This is a genomic window from Achromobacter sp. ESBL13, from assembly GCF_036668755.1.
GTDB lineage: Bacteria > Pseudomonadota > Gammaproteobacteria > Burkholderiales > Burkholderiaceae_B > Achromobacter.
In genome coordinates this window covers 362237-376782 of sequence record NZ_JAZEVT010000003.1, presented here as the reverse complement: position 1 = coordinate 376782, position 14546 = coordinate 362237, and the positions used below count along the sequence as shown (strand labels likewise).

Annotated in this window: 14 protein-coding genes; 7 read left to right on the top strand and 7 right to left on the bottom strand. The window is 63.4% G+C overall.

What is annotated here, in order from left to right; all coding sequences use genetic code 11:
* Positions 1–4: 4 nt before the first annotated feature.
* The 5 genes from V6F88_RS15915 to V6F88_RS15895 all read right to left on the bottom strand — a co-directional run bounded on the left by V6F88_RS15915 (position 5) and on the right by V6F88_RS15895 (position 4298).
* On the bottom strand, positions 5–922 hold the full coding sequence (locus tag V6F88_RS15915; protein ID WP_332610649.1) for an aldo/keto reductase: 918 nt from the start codon (positions 920–922) through the stop codon (positions 5–7).
* Between the two features lie 69 nt (positions 923–991).
* Complete coding sequence (locus V6F88_RS15910) at positions 992–1702, bottom strand: Bax inhibitor-1/YccA family protein (protein ID WP_006218060.1); 711 nt, start codon at positions 1700–1702, stop codon at positions 992–994.
* Between the two features lie 118 nt (positions 1703–1820).
* Positions 1821–2234, bottom strand: coding sequence for a hypothetical protein (locus V6F88_RS15905; RefSeq protein ID WP_332610647.1), 414 nt, complete (start codon positions 2232–2234; stop codon positions 1821–1823).
* A 62-nt stretch (positions 2235–2296) separates the two neighbouring features.
* Complete coding sequence (locus V6F88_RS15900) at positions 2297–2767, bottom strand: DNA polymerase III subunit chi (RefSeq protein ID WP_332610645.1); 471 nt, start codon at positions 2765–2767, stop codon at positions 2297–2299.
* Between the two features lie 22 nt (positions 2768–2789).
* Positions 2790–4298: a leucyl aminopeptidase gene (locus V6F88_RS15895; protein WP_046802617.1), complete on the bottom strand. Its 1509-nt coding sequence runs from the start codon at positions 4296–4298 to the stop codon at positions 2790–2792.
* Positions 4299–4355: 57 nt separating this feature from the next.
* Here V6F88_RS15895 and lptF point away from each other — a divergent pair, with 57 nt between their 5' ends.
* A complete protein-coding gene (gene lptF, locus V6F88_RS15890; RefSeq protein WP_332610643.1) occupies positions 4356–5465 on the top strand; it encodes an LPS export ABC transporter permease LptF in 1110 nt (369 codons plus the stop codon).
* A gap of 51 nt (positions 5466–5516) precedes the next feature.
* Here lptF and V6F88_RS15885 read toward each other — a convergent pair whose 3' ends face one another.
* Positions 5517–6437, bottom strand: coding sequence for a LysR family transcriptional regulator (locus tag V6F88_RS15885; protein WP_332610642.1), 921 nt, complete (start codon positions 6435–6437; stop codon positions 5517–5519).
* A gap of 213 nt (positions 6438–6650) precedes the next feature.
* Here V6F88_RS15885 and V6F88_RS15880 point away from each other — a divergent pair, with 213 nt between their 5' ends.
* The 4 genes from V6F88_RS15880 (at position 6651) to V6F88_RS15865 (ending at position 11070) form a co-directional block, all read left to right on the top strand.
* Positions 6651–7868: an ABC transporter substrate-binding protein gene (locus V6F88_RS15880; RefSeq protein ID WP_332610640.1), complete on the top strand. Its 1218-nt coding sequence runs from the start codon at positions 6651–6653 to the stop codon at positions 7866–7868.
* Positions 7869–7965: 97 nt separating this feature from the next.
* Positions 7966–9459, top strand: coding sequence for a CoA-acylating methylmalonate-semialdehyde dehydrogenase (locus V6F88_RS15875; protein WP_332610638.1), 1494 nt, complete (start codon positions 7966–7968; stop codon positions 9457–9459).
* A 95-nt stretch (positions 9460–9554) separates the two neighbouring features.
* Positions 9555–10499, top strand: a complete 945-nt coding sequence (locus V6F88_RS15870) for a CysB family HTH-type transcriptional regulator (RefSeq protein ID WP_006218069.1) — start codon at positions 9555–9557, stop codon at positions 10497–10499.
* A 247-nt stretch (positions 10500–10746) separates the two neighbouring features.
* Complete coding sequence (locus V6F88_RS15865) at positions 10747–11070, top strand: DUF2325 domain-containing protein (RefSeq protein ID WP_035212827.1); 324 nt, start codon at positions 10747–10749, stop codon at positions 11068–11070.
* A gap of 223 nt (positions 11071–11293) precedes the next feature.
* Here V6F88_RS15865 and V6F88_RS15860 read toward each other — a convergent pair whose 3' ends face one another.
* A complete protein-coding gene (locus V6F88_RS15860) occupies positions 11294–11965 on the bottom strand; it encodes a C40 family peptidase (protein WP_332610635.1) in 672 nt (223 codons plus the stop codon).
* 247 nt (positions 11966–12212) lie between these two features.
* Between V6F88_RS15860 and V6F88_RS15855 the strand changes: the two genes are divergently transcribed.
* The gene (locus V6F88_RS15855) at positions 12213–14141 is read left to right on the top strand and encodes a propionate--CoA ligase (RefSeq protein WP_332610871.1); all 1929 of its coding nucleotides are present in this window, start codon (positions 12213–12215) and stop codon (positions 14139–14141) included.
* Entirely contained in the window at positions 14138–14545 is a 408-nt protein-coding gene (locus V6F88_RS15850; protein WP_006218075.1) for a heme-binding protein, read from the top strand. The genes V6F88_RS15855 and V6F88_RS15850 overlap by 4 nt, the downstream gene beginning before the upstream one ends.
* The last annotated feature ends 1 nt before the right edge of the window (position 14546 follow it).

Here is a 14546-nt window from a genome sequence, read left to right as displayed (position 1 = left end):
GACCTTATGCCAGCAGGGCTGCAATGCGTTCGCGCAGCGCGGCGTCGGGCTGCCGCCCGAACCCGGCCAGCGCGTTGTCGGCCATGTTGGCGGGCTTGGACGTGGCGGGGATGACGGCGGTGACGGCCGGATGCCCGATGATGAATTTCAGAAAGATCTGTGCCCACGAGGTGCAGGCGATCTCAGCGGCCAACGCGGGCAGGGGACGGCCCTTGACTTGCCGAAAGAGCGCCCCGTCCTGGAAGGGCCGGTTGATCAGCACCGCAACGCCGTTGGCCTGGCAGGCCGGCAACAGGCGCTTTTCGGCGCTGCGCGCGCCCACGGACAGGTTCACCTGAAGAAAGTCGGGCTTCTCGCGCTCAACCAGTTCGGTCAGCTCGTCGTGGGCATAGTCCGTGTAGTGCGTGATGCCGATGTAGCGGGTGACCCCTTGCTGCTTCAGTTCGCGCAGCAGGGCCAGTTGGTTGCGGGTGTCGATCAGGTTGTGCACCTGGATCAGGTCCAGCTTGTCGCGCCCCAGCCGCCGTTGGGATTCGCGGATCTGGCCCATCGCGGCATCCCGCCCTTGCGCGCCGATCTTCGTGGCTAGAAAGTACGGGGGCGCCGTGGCAGCCTGGCGGGCCAGCAGCGCGCCGACCACAGCCTCGGCCTGGCCGTAGCTGGGCGCGGTGTCGATCAGCGTGCCGCCTTCTTTCGTGAACACCTCCAGCACCTGCGCCAGCGGCGCCATGGCGGCGGCATCGTCGGGCGACGCGTTGAAGGTGTCTGCCGTGCCCAGGCCGATCACCGGAATCTGCTCTTTGGACGAAGGAATGGCGCGGGTCAGCATGGCTTGTTTCACGCTGAGTGCCTGCACGGCGCCCGTGGGTCCCAGCAGGGCGGCGCAGGCGGCGGTCTGGAGGAAGCGGCGGCGGTCTTGCATCGGTAGCGCTCCAAAAGAAAAAGGCCTACACGTGAATGTAGGCCTTTGGACCGGACTGGCGGTAAGCGATTACTCGCGGTTGCCGCCGAAGATGCCCAGCAGCATCAGCAGGTTCGAGAAGACGTTGTAGACGTCCAGGTAGATGGCCAGCGTGGCGGACACGTAGTTGGTTTCGCCACCATTGACCACGCGTTGCAGGTCAACCAGCATGAAGGCCGAGAACACCAGGATGGCCATGACCGAAATGGTCAGCATCAGCGCGGGCAATTGCAGGAAGATGTTGGCCAGCGCCGCGATCAGGATCACGACCGCGCCGATGAACAGGAACTTCTGCATCCCGGACAAATCGCGCTTGATGGTCGTGGCCAGCGTGGCCATCGTGCCGAACACGATTGCCGTGCCGCCGAATGCCGTCATGACCAGCTGCGAGCCGTTGCTGAACCCCATGACGAAGCCCAACAGGCGGGACAGCATGATGCCCATGAAGAACGTGAAGGCAAGCAGCAGCACCACGCCCATCGAGTTGTTCTTGTTTTTCTCGATGGCGAACATCATGCCGAACGCGCCCACCAGGAAAACGATGGCGGACAGGCCGGGGCTGGCGCCCATGACGCGGTTGATGCCGGTGTACATGCCGACCGCCGCACCCAGCACCGTGGGGATCAGCGAGAGGGCCAAGAGCCAATAAGTGTTGCGCAGGACCTGGTTGCGAGCGACCTCGCCCGGCGCGCCAGCGACTGCGCCGGAACGATTAAAAGGGGACGGACGATATTCGTTCATGGAGAACTCCTGTATGCGCCAAAAAAAATAGCTTGAAAGCTTAGATGGGAAGGATACCTTACAGTTCCCTGAAGAATCCAGTTTTTGGAAGATTTACACCTGCGGCAATGCGCCGGTTTCAGCCGGGCCGGACTTCGTTCAATACCCGGGAAACGATACCCGGTAATTCAGCGTCCATGCGCGTCTGGATCTGCTCGATGGCGTCGGCCAGCGCGTGCCGCATCAGCTGTTCGACTTCGGCTTGCAGGCGGGCCGTCAGGACCGAGGCGTCAGGCGGGGGGGCAGCGGGAGCCTGCGTGGCGGCCGAATGAACGGCGGGCGCTTCATCCACGTTCCAGTCCTGCCCGTTGTCGTCGGCGATGTCCGTCAGCAAGGGAAAGGCGTCATCGGGGTCGGCAGCGTCGGCGTCGTCGGCCAGCTCGGTCAGCATCGGCGCGTCGGGCTCATCGGCAGGGGCGGGCGGCGCGTACAGCGTCGGTTCAGCCCGTTGGGTCAAAGTGGGGATGCCGGGGTCGTTGGGGCGAGAGGGCATGGGGGCTCCCGAATGTCAGATTGCCAGGGTGGGCGCGGGGCCCACCGGACGGATGGGGCGGATCAACCGCCGGCCTGTTGGCGGCTGAGATCGTGGCTTTGCGGCGTGTGGCCCGCGTTCTGGTAGGTGCGCCAGCGCTGGCGGGCGGCCTGTTTGTCGTCAGGGTCGTCCGACACGATTTCAAGCAGGCGTTCGAAGGTGTCGAAACCCGGCGGGCTGTCGTCGTCCAGATTCAGCAGCCACAACCCGGGCGCGTCGGCACCCGGGTTGGGCTGGGCCGCCTGGGCGGCCTGCTGCGGGTCACCCGCGGTAAGCACAACCGGCGTTTCAGCCGCCAGCGGGTCGTTGGCCAGCACGTGCGGGATGAAGGCGGTGTCGTCGAACGCCCACAGCATGCGGTCGAAAGCGGCCAGCCGCGAGCCGTCTTTACAGTACACCACCAGCCGCTGACCCGCCAAAAATTGCTTGCGCACGACCTGGCAGGCCATGCGCAAGCGGTCGGGCGCGCCGAAGGCAAAATCGATCCGCGTCATGCCCGGTTCCGTTGCGAAGGTTTCAAACCTGATCCAGCAGGTATTGCATCAGCAGCGGCACGGGGCGGCCCGTGGCGCCCTTGTCCTTGCCACCGCGCCAGGCGGTGCCGGCGATGTCCAGGTGCGCCCACGGGTAGGCCTTGGCGAAGCGCGACAGGAAGCAGGCCGCCGTGACCGCGCCGGCCGGGGGGCCGCCGATGTTGGCCAGATCGGCGAAGTTGGACTTCAGCTGATCTTGGTAGGCGTCGTCCATCGGCATGCGCCATGCCGTGTCCAGCGACTTGCGGCCGGCAGCCGCCAAGGCGTCGGCCAGGGCGTCGTCCTTGGAGAACAGGCCGCTGTTGACGTTGCCCAGGGCAACGACGCAGGCACCGGTCAGCGTGGCGATGTCGATGACGGCTGCCGGCTTGAAGCGTTCGGCGTAGGTCAGGGCGTCGCACAGAACCAGGCGGCCTTCGGCGTCGGTGTTCAGGATTTCGATGGTCAGGCCGGCCATGCTGGTGACGACGTCGCCCGGCTTGTTGGCCGTGCCGCTCGGCAGGTTTTCGCAGGCGGGGATCAGGCCGACGACGTCAAGCGGAAGTTCCAGTTCGGCCAGGGCGCGGAACGAGCCCAACACGCTGGCTGCGCCGCACATGTCGTACTTCATTTCATCCATGGTGGCGGCGGGCTTGAGCGAGATGCCGCCGGCGTCGAACGTGATGCCCTTGCCGACCAGCACGATCGGGCCTTGGGCGTTCTTGGCGCCTTTCTTGGCGGCCTTGGCGCCGGCATGGCGCAACACGATGAAGCGCAACGCTTCGGCCGAGCCGCGAGCCACCGACAGGAACGAGCCCATGCCCAGCGCTTCGACCTGCTTGCGGTCCAGCACTTCGACTTTCAGCGACTTGAATTCGCGCGCCAGGCGCTTGGCCGTGTCGCCCAGGTAGGTGGGCGTGCAGATGTTGCCGGGCAGGTTGCCCAGTGTGCGGGTCAGCTCCATGCCGTTGGCGATGGCCGCGCCTTCGCGCAGGCCCTTCTGCGCCTGGGCGGCGTCGGCGCGCTCGACGATCTGCACGATCTTCTTGAGCTTGGGCCGGGCGTCGCGGTCGGGCTTGCCGAAGCTGGCGTCGTAATGATAGGTGGCGCCGCCGGCCGCGATGGCGGCGCTGCGGGCGCGGGCAATGATGGCGACGTCGGCAATCGGGTTGGCGGCCAGCGTGGACACGCCTTCGGTCAATTGCGCGGCCACGCAGACCGAGGCAAATGCCTGTTCAGCCGACGCGTGTGCGCGGGCCGAATACTCTTCCTGCTTGCCCAGACCCACCAGCACCACGCGCTGCGCGGTCACCCCGGGCAGGGTGCGCAGCGTCAGCGTGGAGCCGGCGCGGCCGCGGAACTCGGTCTTGACCACGGCGCGCACGGCGCCGTTGGAAGCGCGGTCGATGATGTCCGCGGCGGGGCTCAACACGCCGTCCGCGTACACCCCGACAGCCAGGGCGGCGGTTTTAACCTGGTGCAGGGAAGCAGTGGTCTGTGTGCTAAATTCCATGAGGGTTTCCCGTGTGCGTCTGTGTATGATGCGGTCGATTATCCCGCATATTCTCCCATGTCTCTATTTAAACGCTCTGTCGTCAGCGAGATCACCAGTCACGCTGGCGTTGTCTTTTCCACGTTGCTCATCGTGTGGCTCAGCGTGCTTCTTGTGCGCCTGCTGGGTGAAGCAGCGGGCGGCAACATCGGAGCCGACGTCGTCCTGGTGCTGGCCGCGCTATCCACGATCACCGCCTTGCCGACCATCCTGGCCGTGTCGATCTTCATTGCCGTGCTGACTACCGTCACGCGCAATTACCGCGAATCCGAAATGGTGGTGTGGTTTGCCAGCGGTTTGTCATTGGCCGACTGGTTAAAGCCCGTTCTGCGCGTTGCGGTGCCCGTGGCGCTGGCCGTGGCGGGCTTGACGCTGGTGGCCGCGCCGTGGGCGTATCGGCAAATCGGCGAATACCACGAACGCTTCGAGCAGCGCTCGGATCTGTCCAAGGTCACGGCGGGGCAGTTCGCCGAATCGTCGGGCGGCAATCGCGTATTTTTCTCTGAAGACCCGGTTACCCCGACGGATGAATTGGGCAACGTGTTCGCGCGCGAAACGGGCCCTGAGTGGCTGAGCGTCTTGACGGCAAGCAGCGCGCACAGCGAAACGCTGCCCAATGGCGACCGCTTCCTGGTGCTGGGCGAAGGCCATCGCTACGACCTGAAGCCTGGCACGCCGGAAATACGCCTGGTGCATTTCAACAAATATGGTCTGCGCCTGGAAAGCAAGGCGGGCGAAGACCCGATTGGCGAAGCGCGTGCCGCAGCCGAGCGCTCGTCGAAAGCCCGTGCCACGATGCAGCTGGTGGCCGACAACACCGACAGCAGCTGGTCGCAGGTGATGTGGCGCATTTCGTTGCCCTTGGCCGCGTTGAACCTGGCGCTGCTGGCGATTCCGCTAGGGGCGGTGAACCCGCGCCTGGGCCGTTCGGGCGATCTGTTGATCGCCGGCCTGGTCGGCTTGCTGTATATGAACCTGATCAACCTGTCGCGCGCCTGGATTTCCAACGGCAAGCTCAGCTTCGGCGTGGGTGTGTGGGCAATTCACGGCGCGGTGGCGTTGCTGACCGTGTTTTTGCTGATGCGCCGCCTGCGGGTCAAGGCGCCCAAGGACGCCAAGCCGGCCTGAGCATCGATAACACTGCAACGAAGCGGGGGCCTAATTGGCCCCCGCCTTGCGTCAGGGCAGGTACTTCATCGTGCCGCGCTTGCCCGCCAGCAAGTCGGCGTTTTTCAGCACCGACTTGCGGATGAATTCCCACAGCACCGTCACGCGCTTGAGCTTGCGCAGGTCTTCGTGGCAATACATCCAGAACGATCGCGTGATTTCAATATCGGTTTGCAACACCGGCTTCAAACGCGGGTCCTGCGCGGCAATAAAGCAGGGTAGCACCGCCAGCGACTGCCCCTGTAGCGCGGCGTGGTACTGCGCGACCACGCTGGTGCTGCGCAGCACCACGTTGCTGGCCGGCAGCACGTCTTCCAGGTAACGCAGGCGTTCGCTGAACAGCAGTTCGTCCACATAACCGATGAAGGTGTGATGCGCCAGGTCGGCGCGCGTCTCGATGGGGGCGTGGCGCGCCAGATAACCGGGCGTGCCATACAGGCGCAGCGTGTAGTCGCACAGCTTGCTGCACACGTAGGGGCCGCGCTGAGGCCGTTCAATGGTGATCGCCAGATCGGCTTCGCGCTTGGACAGGCTGACAAAGCGCGGCACGGGCAAAATGTCCAAGGTGATGTGGGGATAGCGCCGCTGGAAGTCAGCCGCCAGCGGCGTCAGCACATAGCTGCCAAAGCCCTCGGTGGCGCCGATACGCAGATGGCCGGACAGGGCCTGGCCGATACCCGACAAGTTTTCGCGCGCGGTGTGCACCGTGCTTTCCATCTGTTCGGCGTGGACGAAAAGGCGCTGGCCGTCGTCCGTCAGCACGAATCCCGCACTGCGCGACTTTTCGAACAGCAGCGTATCCAGCTCGGTCTCCAGCGCGCGGATGCGACGCGACACGGTGGTGTGCTCAACGCCAAGCTTGCGCGCGGCCGCGCTGACCCGCTGGGTGCGGGCTACCTCCAGGAAGTACCGCAGGCTGTCCCAATCCAACACGATTTCGATCTCCGGATCCCCGCGCCCACGGGCGTGGGGCGGCTTTTTTTGGTTGTGCATCAATGCACAAGGAATGTGCATTTCTGGTGTTGCTTGTTGATTTTCACACATCTACACTGGGCCGGCAGGCCTCGGGGCATTGCCCTGGGAGTCGCAGGCCGCAAAGACGGCATCACGCTATCAATCAGCGCATAACACTCAGGAGACAAATCCATGAAATTGCACGCACGCGGGCTGGCCGCAGGCTTGTGTCTGGGCGCAATATTGGTAAGCCAGGCGCAAGCGGCCGACAAGCCGCCAGTGAAGATCGGCATCCTGACGGACATGTCCGGCACCTATGCCGGGATGGGCGGGCCCGGGTCGGTGGCGGCGGCGCAGTTGGCCATCGATGACTGCCTGGCCGCGGAATGCAAGGGCATGAAGATCGAACTGGTGTCGGCCGACAACCAGAACAAGGCGGACGTGGGCGCCGCGAAAGCGCGCGAATGGTTTGATCGCGATGGCGTGACGGCCATTGCCGACCTGACCAATTCGGCGGTGGCGCTGGCGGTGCAGGGCATCGCGCGCGAAAAGAACAAAGTGGTGATGTTCTCGGGCCCCGCCACGACGGCGCTGACCAACAAGGAATGTTCGCCCGTGGGCTTTCACTGGATGTTCGACACGTATTCGCAATCGGCGGGCGGCGCCAAGGCCACGGTGCGGGCGGGCGGCAAATCCTGGTACTTCATCACGGTGGACTACGCGTTCGGCCATTCGCTGGAAGCCGACACGGTCAAGGCCGTGAAGGCGCTGGGCGGCACGGTGGCCGGCAGTGTGCGGCATCCCTTGAACGCGCCGGATTTTGCCTCGTACCTGTTGCAGGCGCAAAGCTCGAAGGCGCAGGTGGTGGCATTGGCCAACGGCGGACAGGACACCGTCAACGCCGTCAAGCAGGCGCGCGAATTCGGCATCGTGTCGGGCGGGCAGCGTCTGGTGTCGCTGCTGATTTTCTTGTCGGACCTGCGGGCGCTGGGCCTGGAAAGCGCACAGGGCCTGTCCTATGTGGACGGCTTTTATTGGGACTATGACGACGCATCGCGGCAGTGGTCCACGCGTTTTGAAAAGGCCTTCCGGGGGTTGAAGCCGACGATGACGCAGGCCGGTGTGTATTCCAGCGTGCTGCATTACCTGCGCGCCACAGCGGCGGCGGGCGGCACCGACGGCAAGGTCGTGGCCGACAAGATGCGCGAAATGCCGATCAAGGATCCCATCATGCGCAACGCATCGATCCGGCCCGACGGCCGCGTGATCCACGACATGTACCTGTACGAAGTGAAGAAGCCCGCGGATTCCAAGGGCGGCTGGGACTATTCCAAGTTGGTGGCCACCATTCCGGCGGCCGAAGCCTTCCAGCCGTTGGCCGATTCGACCTGCCCGCTGGTGAAGAAATAACCCGGCGCGCCGGCCCTGACTCTGCCTGGCCGGCGCGTTGCAAGATCCATGAACGCGGATTCCATCCGCATCGACTACGCAGTGTGAGGAGCATCAAATGAGTGAAGTCCCCCGCGTTCCGCTATTGATCGGCGGCAAGCTCGTGCAGTCCAAATCCACCGAATGGCGTGACGTGATCAACCCCGCCACCCAGGAAGTCGTTGCCAAGGTGCCCTTTGCCACGCGCGAAGAACTGGACCTGGCCGTCTCCAATGCCAAGGAAGCCTTCAAGACCTGGCGCAACAGCGGCCAGGGCGCGCGCATGCGCGTCATGCTGAAATTTCAGGAACTGCTGCGCGCCAACACCGGCAAGCTTGCCGAGATGATCACGCGTGAACACGGCAAGACGCTGCCCGACGCCGAAGGCGAGATCGGGCGCGGCCTGGAAGTGGTCGAACACGCCTGCTCGATTGCCAACCTGCAATTGGGCGAGTACGCCGAAAATGCCGCGTCGGGCATCGACGTCTACACCCTGATCCAGCCGCTGGGCGTGTGCGCGGGCATTACCGCGTTCAACTTTCCGGTGATGCTGCCTTGCTTCATGTTCCCCATCGCCGTGGCGTGCGGCAACAGCTTCGTGCTGAAACCGTCTGAACAGGACCCGACGTCCTCGTTGTTCCTGGCGCAGCTGGCGCTGGAAGCCGGCTTGCCCCCGGGCGTGCTGAACGTGGTGCATGGCGGCCCGGATACGGCCAACGGCCTGTGCGAACACCCGGACATCAAGGCGGTGTCGTTCATCGGGTCCACCCGCGTGGGCACCGAGATCTACAACCGCGCGTCTGCCGCCGGCAAGCGTTGCCAGTCGATGATGGGCGCCAAGAACCATTGCGTGATCCTGCCGGATGCCGACCCCGAAGTGGCGCTGAACCAGCTGGTGGGCGCGGCCTTCGGCGCGGCCGGCCAGCGTTGCATGGCCTCGTCGGTAGCCGTGCTGGTGGGCGATGCCCGCAACTGGCTGCCCGATTTTGTCGAGCGCTCGAAAAAGCTGAAGGTCAATTCGGGCACCGATCGCGAAGCCGATCTGGGCCCGCTGGTGTCGCCCAATGCCAAGAAACGCGTGGAAAGCCTGATTCAAAAGGGCGTGGACGAAGGCGCCAAGCTGCTGCTGGACGGCCGCAACCTGAAGGTGTCGGGCTTTGAAGAAGGCAACTTCGTGGGGCCGACGATTTTTGACGGCGTTTCGGAGAACATGACCATCTACACCGAAGAAATCTTCGGACCGGTCCTGTGCTGCGTTGGCGTGGAAACGCTGGAAGACGCGGTGGCCTTCATCAACCGCAATCCCAACGGCAACGGCGTGGCGCTGTTCACGCAAGACGGCGGCGCGGCGCGCTACTTCCAGAACAATATCGACGTGGGCCAGGTGGGCATCAACGTGCCGATCCCCGTGCCGGTGGCGTGGTTCAGCTTCACCGGATCGCGCGGCTCCAAGCTGGGCGACCTGGGCCCCAACGGCAAACAGGCGGTGCAGTTCTGGACGCAGACCAAGACGGTCACGGCGCGCTGGTCGGCCCATGCCAAGACGGTGAACACCACGATTTCGATGCGCTGAAAGGGGGGACGCCTTGCTCCTAAGCTTATACGAATAAGTTATATGATAAGGCGTCCTTATTACTTATAATTGGCCGATCTATTAAGGGCCAATGTATGAACCTCCAGCAATTTCGTTTTGTGCGTGAAACCATCCGGCGCGACTTCAACCTCACCGAGGCCGCCCGGATGCTCTATACCTCGCAGCCTGGAGTCTCCAAGGCCATCATCGAATTCGAAGACGAGCTGGGCATCAAAATCTTCGAACGGCATGGCAAGCGCATCAAGGGCCTGACCAAACCGGGCCTGGCGGTCTCGCAAGTCATCGACCGCATCATGCGCGAAGTCGACAACCTGAAAAAAGTCAGCGATGAATTCGCTCGGCGTGACGAAGGCGGGCTGGTCATTGCCTGCACCCACACGCAGGCGCGCTACCTGCTGCCCCGCGTGATTCCCGCATTCCGCAAGCAATTTCCCAAAGTGCACTTGTCCCTGGCCGAGGGCAGCCCCGCGCAGTTGGCCGAAATGGTCTTGCACGAACAAGCCGATCTGGCGCTGGCCACCGAATCCCTGGCGTTGACGCCCGGCTTGGCGACGCTGCCGGTTTACGCCTGGGAGCACACCGTTGTCGTGCGGCCGGATCACCCCTTGGCCGAGCTGACGTCCAGCGCCGCCAAGCGCCTGTCGTTGGCGCAGCTGGCCGAACACCCCATCGTCACGTATGACCGCGCGTTTACGGGCCGCAGCACGATAGACGAGGTGTTCGCCAACCAAGGCATCCACCCCGACATCGTGCTGGAAGCCATCGATGCCGACGTGATCAAGACCTATGTGGACGTGGGCCTGGGCATCGGCATCATCGCCGGCGTGGCGTACGACCCCCGGCGCGATTCCAATCTGGTCGGGTTGCCGGTGGGCCATTTGTTCGGCACGCACACGACGCGGGTGGGGGTGAAGTCCGGCGTGTTCCTGCGCGACTACGTCTACACGTTCCTGGAAATGCTGGCGCCGTCGCTGACGCGCGCGGTCGTGACCGAGGCAGTGCAGGGCGCGCCTAAATAGACCTGAGTTCGCACCCATAAAAAGCGCGGCGTCTTCTGGACGGCGCGCTTTTTTTTGCCTGCGATCTGCCGCGGAAGCAGGCGCCGACCGGCCGGAGAGCCGCGAGTTCCCTGGGCTTGAACAAATCTCGCTATCCCTTCCAGTAAGCTCATATAAATAATTAAATAAGAACCGATCTCATTTGAATTGACTAAAAAATAGGAATCATTATCATTACATCCAGGCTCAACGACCAGTGAGGTTCATCATGACGGCAGGACTCAGTGCAGTAGTGGTTGGCGCGGATCGTCTGGGAAATATCCCGGATCTGCTTAAGGGACACAACATTTCGATCACGCACCACATCAGCGGCCGTGATCCCTCGCATCAGAAGAAAACGCTACAACTGCCTTCGGGTACGCAACTGGTTATTTTGCTGACCGACTTCCTGGGTCACAACGTCATGAAGACGTTCCGCAACGCCGCGCAGCGCGGTGGCATCCGGGTCGTGGCTTGTCGCCGTTCGGTATGCAGCATGCAGCAAGCCCTGCAACAATGCGGCTTGTGCCCGCGAGCGGGTACGGTGCACTGAATTACCGGAATGCCAGCCATCGCTGGACCAAAAAATACTGGGGAGGCCGACACGGCCTGCGGCCTTCAAGCCGCGAAAGAGCAATGAACACCAAGCACTGAACCACGCACAATGCAAAACGCCGCCAGACAGAGGTCTGGCGGCGTTTTCTTTTTGGGGGATGGCGGGGGGCGGTGTCTGGTGCGACGATGGCAGAGCGGCAAGCCCGGCGTTAATCTGGCGTTCAGTTCGCGGCGCGGGCGGAAGCCATCAGGCTGTTGTCCAGGCGGCGGGCGCCGTTGTAGCGCTTGGTCCAGTAGGCCATGGTCATGCTTTCCACACGCACCACGCCACCGGCGCTGGGCGAGTGCACGAAGCGGTCGTCGCCCAGGTAGATGCCCACGTGCGAGTAACGGCGGCCCATCGTGTTGAAGAAGACCAGATCGCCGGCCTTCAATTCGTTTTTGTCGACCGAGACGCCTTGCTGGGCGATTTCGGCGGCGTTGCGGGGCAGCTTCAGGCCCAGCGAACGTTCTGCCGAATAGGCAACCAGGCCGCTGCAATCAAAACCGGTGTCAGGGGAACTGCCGCCGAAGCGGTAGCGGATGCCCAGGTAGTTAAGGGCTTCGCTGACCATGGCGTTATCGCCGTTGACACCTGAATGGATGCCTTTGCCGGCTTGCTGGCGGTCGCGCTTGAATTTTTGCGTTACCAAGAGGCCGATGGGGTCATCGGCGGTGGCAACCCATTCCATTTCGTACGGATCAATCTCGGACGTATGGGCGGTTGACTTTTGCCCGGTACCTGCACAACCTGACAGAGTCGCTACACAAGCCATCAACGCGAGCGTACGCAGACCGCGCTTTGCCTGGCCAGTGGATGAATTTAATCGCGCGATGATGGAGTGTCGATGCATTCGCCTGGGGATGACCTGCTTTTTGACAGCAAAAGCCACGGGATTAGCCGTGGATCGGGCCGAAATGTCAGCAGAATCAACAATTATCTACAACTTCGCGGGGATTCTACCAAACTTTCATTACCAATCATTGCCGAATCAGTAATGGTTCCATGCCGCGTGGACATTTGGCAGAACTTTTTGACTTGTGGCAAGCCTCGTGCAAGGTTCGCCTACCAGAATGACCAAATGATTCGCAAAGAAATCAATCAGCCTTAAGGCGTACGAACAATACCAGGAGACACAAATGCAAAAAACCCGGGATTTCCATTACAGATCATTGCATGACCGTGATGCGTTCTGGCGCGAGGAGGCCGGGCGCGTGCATTGGGATACGCCCTTTGAGTCTGTACTGGATTTTTCGCGCCCGCCATTCGCCAAGTGGTTCGTGGGCGGCACGACCAATCTTTGCTACAACGCGGTCGACCGCTGGTTGCCCACGCAGGGCGACAAGCCGGCGCTGATCTGGGTGTCCACCGAGGTCGACGAAGAACGCATCTATACCCGGCAGGAGATGTACGAAGAGGTCAACGCGGCCGCCGCCATGCTTGTCGAACTGGGCGTGGCGCGGGGCGACCGCGTGTTGCTATACATGCCGATGGTGCCCGAAGCCGTATTCACCATGCTGGCCTGCGCGCGGATCGGCGCGGTGCACTCGGTGGTGTTCGGCGGCTTTGCGTCGGTCAACCTGGCGCAGCGCATCGACGACGCCGCGCCCAAGGTGGTGGTTTGCACGGACGGCGGCTCGCGCGGCGGCAAGGTCGTGCCCTACAAGCCCTTGCTGGACAAGGCGTTAAGCCTGGCGAAATCCCCGCCTGCCTCGGTCGTGGTGTTTGACCGGGGCTTGTCGCCCTTCGAACCCGTGGCCGGCCGCGACCACGACTACGCCACGCTGCGCGAGCGCCACCGTGGCGCCCGGGTGCCGGTGCAATGGCTGGAATCGTCCGAGCCCAGCTACATCCTCTATACGTCAGGCACTACCGGCAAGCCCAAGGGCGTGCAGCGCGATACCGGCGGCTACGCCGTGGCGCTGGCCTCGTCCATGGAATACCTGTTCAACGGCCGCGCCGGCGACACCTTTTTCTGCACCAGCGACATCGGCTGGGTAGTCGGGCATTCCTATATTGTGTACGGCCCCCTCATCGGCGGGCAGACCACGCTGCTGTACGAAGGCACGCCGGTGCGCCCCGACGGCGCCATTTTGTGGCAGTTGGTGGAACGCTTCGGGGTCAACACGCTGTTTTCGGCGCCCACCGCCGTGCGGGTGCTCAAGCGCCAGGACCCCGCGCTGCTACAGCGGCACGACCTGTCCACCCTGCGCGCGGTGTACCTGGCCGGCGAGCCCCTGGACGAGCCCACCGCCACCTGGATCTCGCAAGGGCTGGGCAAGCCCATCATCGACAACTACTGGCAGACCGAGTCCGGCTGGCCGATTCTTTCCGCGCAGCCGGGCGTGGAGAACGTGCCGACCCGATTCGGCAGCCCATCCTTTCCCGTCTACGGTTTTGACGCGCGCATCGTCAGCGAAGCTACGGGCGAAGACCTGGGGCCGGACGAAAAGGGCGTGGTGGCCATCGTGCCGCCGCTGCCACCCGGCGCCATGTCCACCATCTGGGGCGACGACGCGCGTTTCGTGCAGACGTATTTCACGTCAATCCCCGGGCGGCAGGTGTATTCCACCTTTGATTGGGGGCGCGTGGATGCCGATGGTTATTGGTTCATCCTGGGCCGCACGGACGACGTGATCAACGTGGCGGGGCACCGACTGGGCACGCGCGAGATCGAAGAATCCGTCAACAGCCACAGCGCCATCGCCGAATGCGCGGTGGTGGGCGTGGCGGATCCGTTGAAGGGCCAGGTTGCCATGGCGTTCGCGGTCTTGAAGAATCCCGACATGGCCGGCACGCCCGCCGGGGCAAAGCAGCTGGAAGGCGATATCATGCGCCTGGTGGAAGATCAGCTGGGCGCCGTTGCAAGGCCCGCCCGGATCCGATTCGTGGGCGCATTGCCCAAGACCCGGTCCGGCAAGGTGTTGCGCCGCGCGATCGTCGCCGTGTGCGAAGGTCGCGAGCCCGGAGACCTGACGACCATTGAAGACCCATCCGCCCTGGAACAGATCAAGGAGTCGCTGCAATGAATACCAAACCCGTGCTGAGCGCCGAAGACGTCAAGAAGATCCTCGCCGCGGCCGAAGCACACGCCGTGCAGAACAAGTGGGCCGTGACCATCTCGGTGGTCGATGACGGTGGCCACCTGCTTGGCATGCTGCGGCTGGACGACGCGGCCCCGATCTCGGCGCACATCGCGCCGGCCAAGGCCAAGACCGCCGCGCTGGGCCGCCGCGAGTCGCGCATCTACGAAGAAATGATCAACAACGGCCGCGTGTCGTTCCTGTCGGCCCCGTTGATCGAAGGCATGCTGGAAGGCGGCGTGCCGGTCACCGTCAATGGCCATGTGGTTGGCGCTGTCGGCGTGTCGGGCGTGAAGTCGACCGAAGACGTGCTGATCGCCCAAGCAGGCATTGCCGCGCTGGGCCTGTGAG

Excerpts from the sequence above, each read along its gene's own strand:
- V6F88_RS15850 (WP_006218075.1), top strand. The coding sequence starts at position 14,138 with ATGAATACCAAACCCGTGCTGAGCGCCGAAGACGTCAAGAAGATCCTC.
- V6F88_RS15870 (WP_006218069.1), top strand. The coding sequence starts at position 9,555 with ATGAACCTCCAGCAATTTCGTTTTGTGCGTGAAACCATCCGGCGCGAC.
- V6F88_RS15910 (WP_006218060.1), bottom strand. The coding sequence starts at position 1,702 with ATGAACGAATATCGTCCGTCCCCTTTTAATCGTTCCGGCGCAGTCGCT.
- V6F88_RS15900 (WP_332610645.1), bottom strand. The coding sequence starts at position 2,767 with ATGACGCGGATCGATTTTGCCTTCGGCGCGCCCGACCGCTTGCGCATG.
- V6F88_RS15860 (WP_332610635.1), bottom strand. The coding sequence starts at position 11,965 with ATGCATCGACACTCCATCATCGCGCGATTAAATTCATCCACTGGCCAG.
- lptF (WP_332610643.1), top strand. The coding sequence starts at position 4,356 with ATGTCTCTATTTAAACGCTCTGTCGTCAGCGAGATCACCAGTCACGCT.
- V6F88_RS15865 (WP_035212827.1), top strand. The coding sequence starts at position 10,747 with ATGACGGCAGGACTCAGTGCAGTAGTGGTTGGCGCGGATCGTCTGGGA.
- V6F88_RS15905 (WP_332610647.1), bottom strand. The coding sequence starts at position 2,234 with ATGCCCTCTCGCCCCAACGACCCCGGCATCCCCACTTTGACCCAACGG.
- V6F88_RS15915 (WP_332610649.1), bottom strand. The coding sequence starts at position 922 with ATGCAAGACCGCCGCCGCTTCCTCCAGACCGCCGCCTGCGCCGCCCTG.
- V6F88_RS15880 (WP_332610640.1), top strand. The coding sequence starts at position 6,651 with ATGAAATTGCACGCACGCGGGCTGGCCGCAGGCTTGTGTCTGGGCGCA.
- V6F88_RS15895 (WP_046802617.1), bottom strand. The coding sequence starts at position 4,298 with ATGGAATTTAGCACACAGACCACTGCTTCCCTGCACCAGGTTAAAACC.
- V6F88_RS15875 (WP_332610638.1), top strand. The coding sequence starts at position 7,966 with ATGAGTGAAGTCCCCCGCGTTCCGCTATTGATCGGCGGCAAGCTCGTG.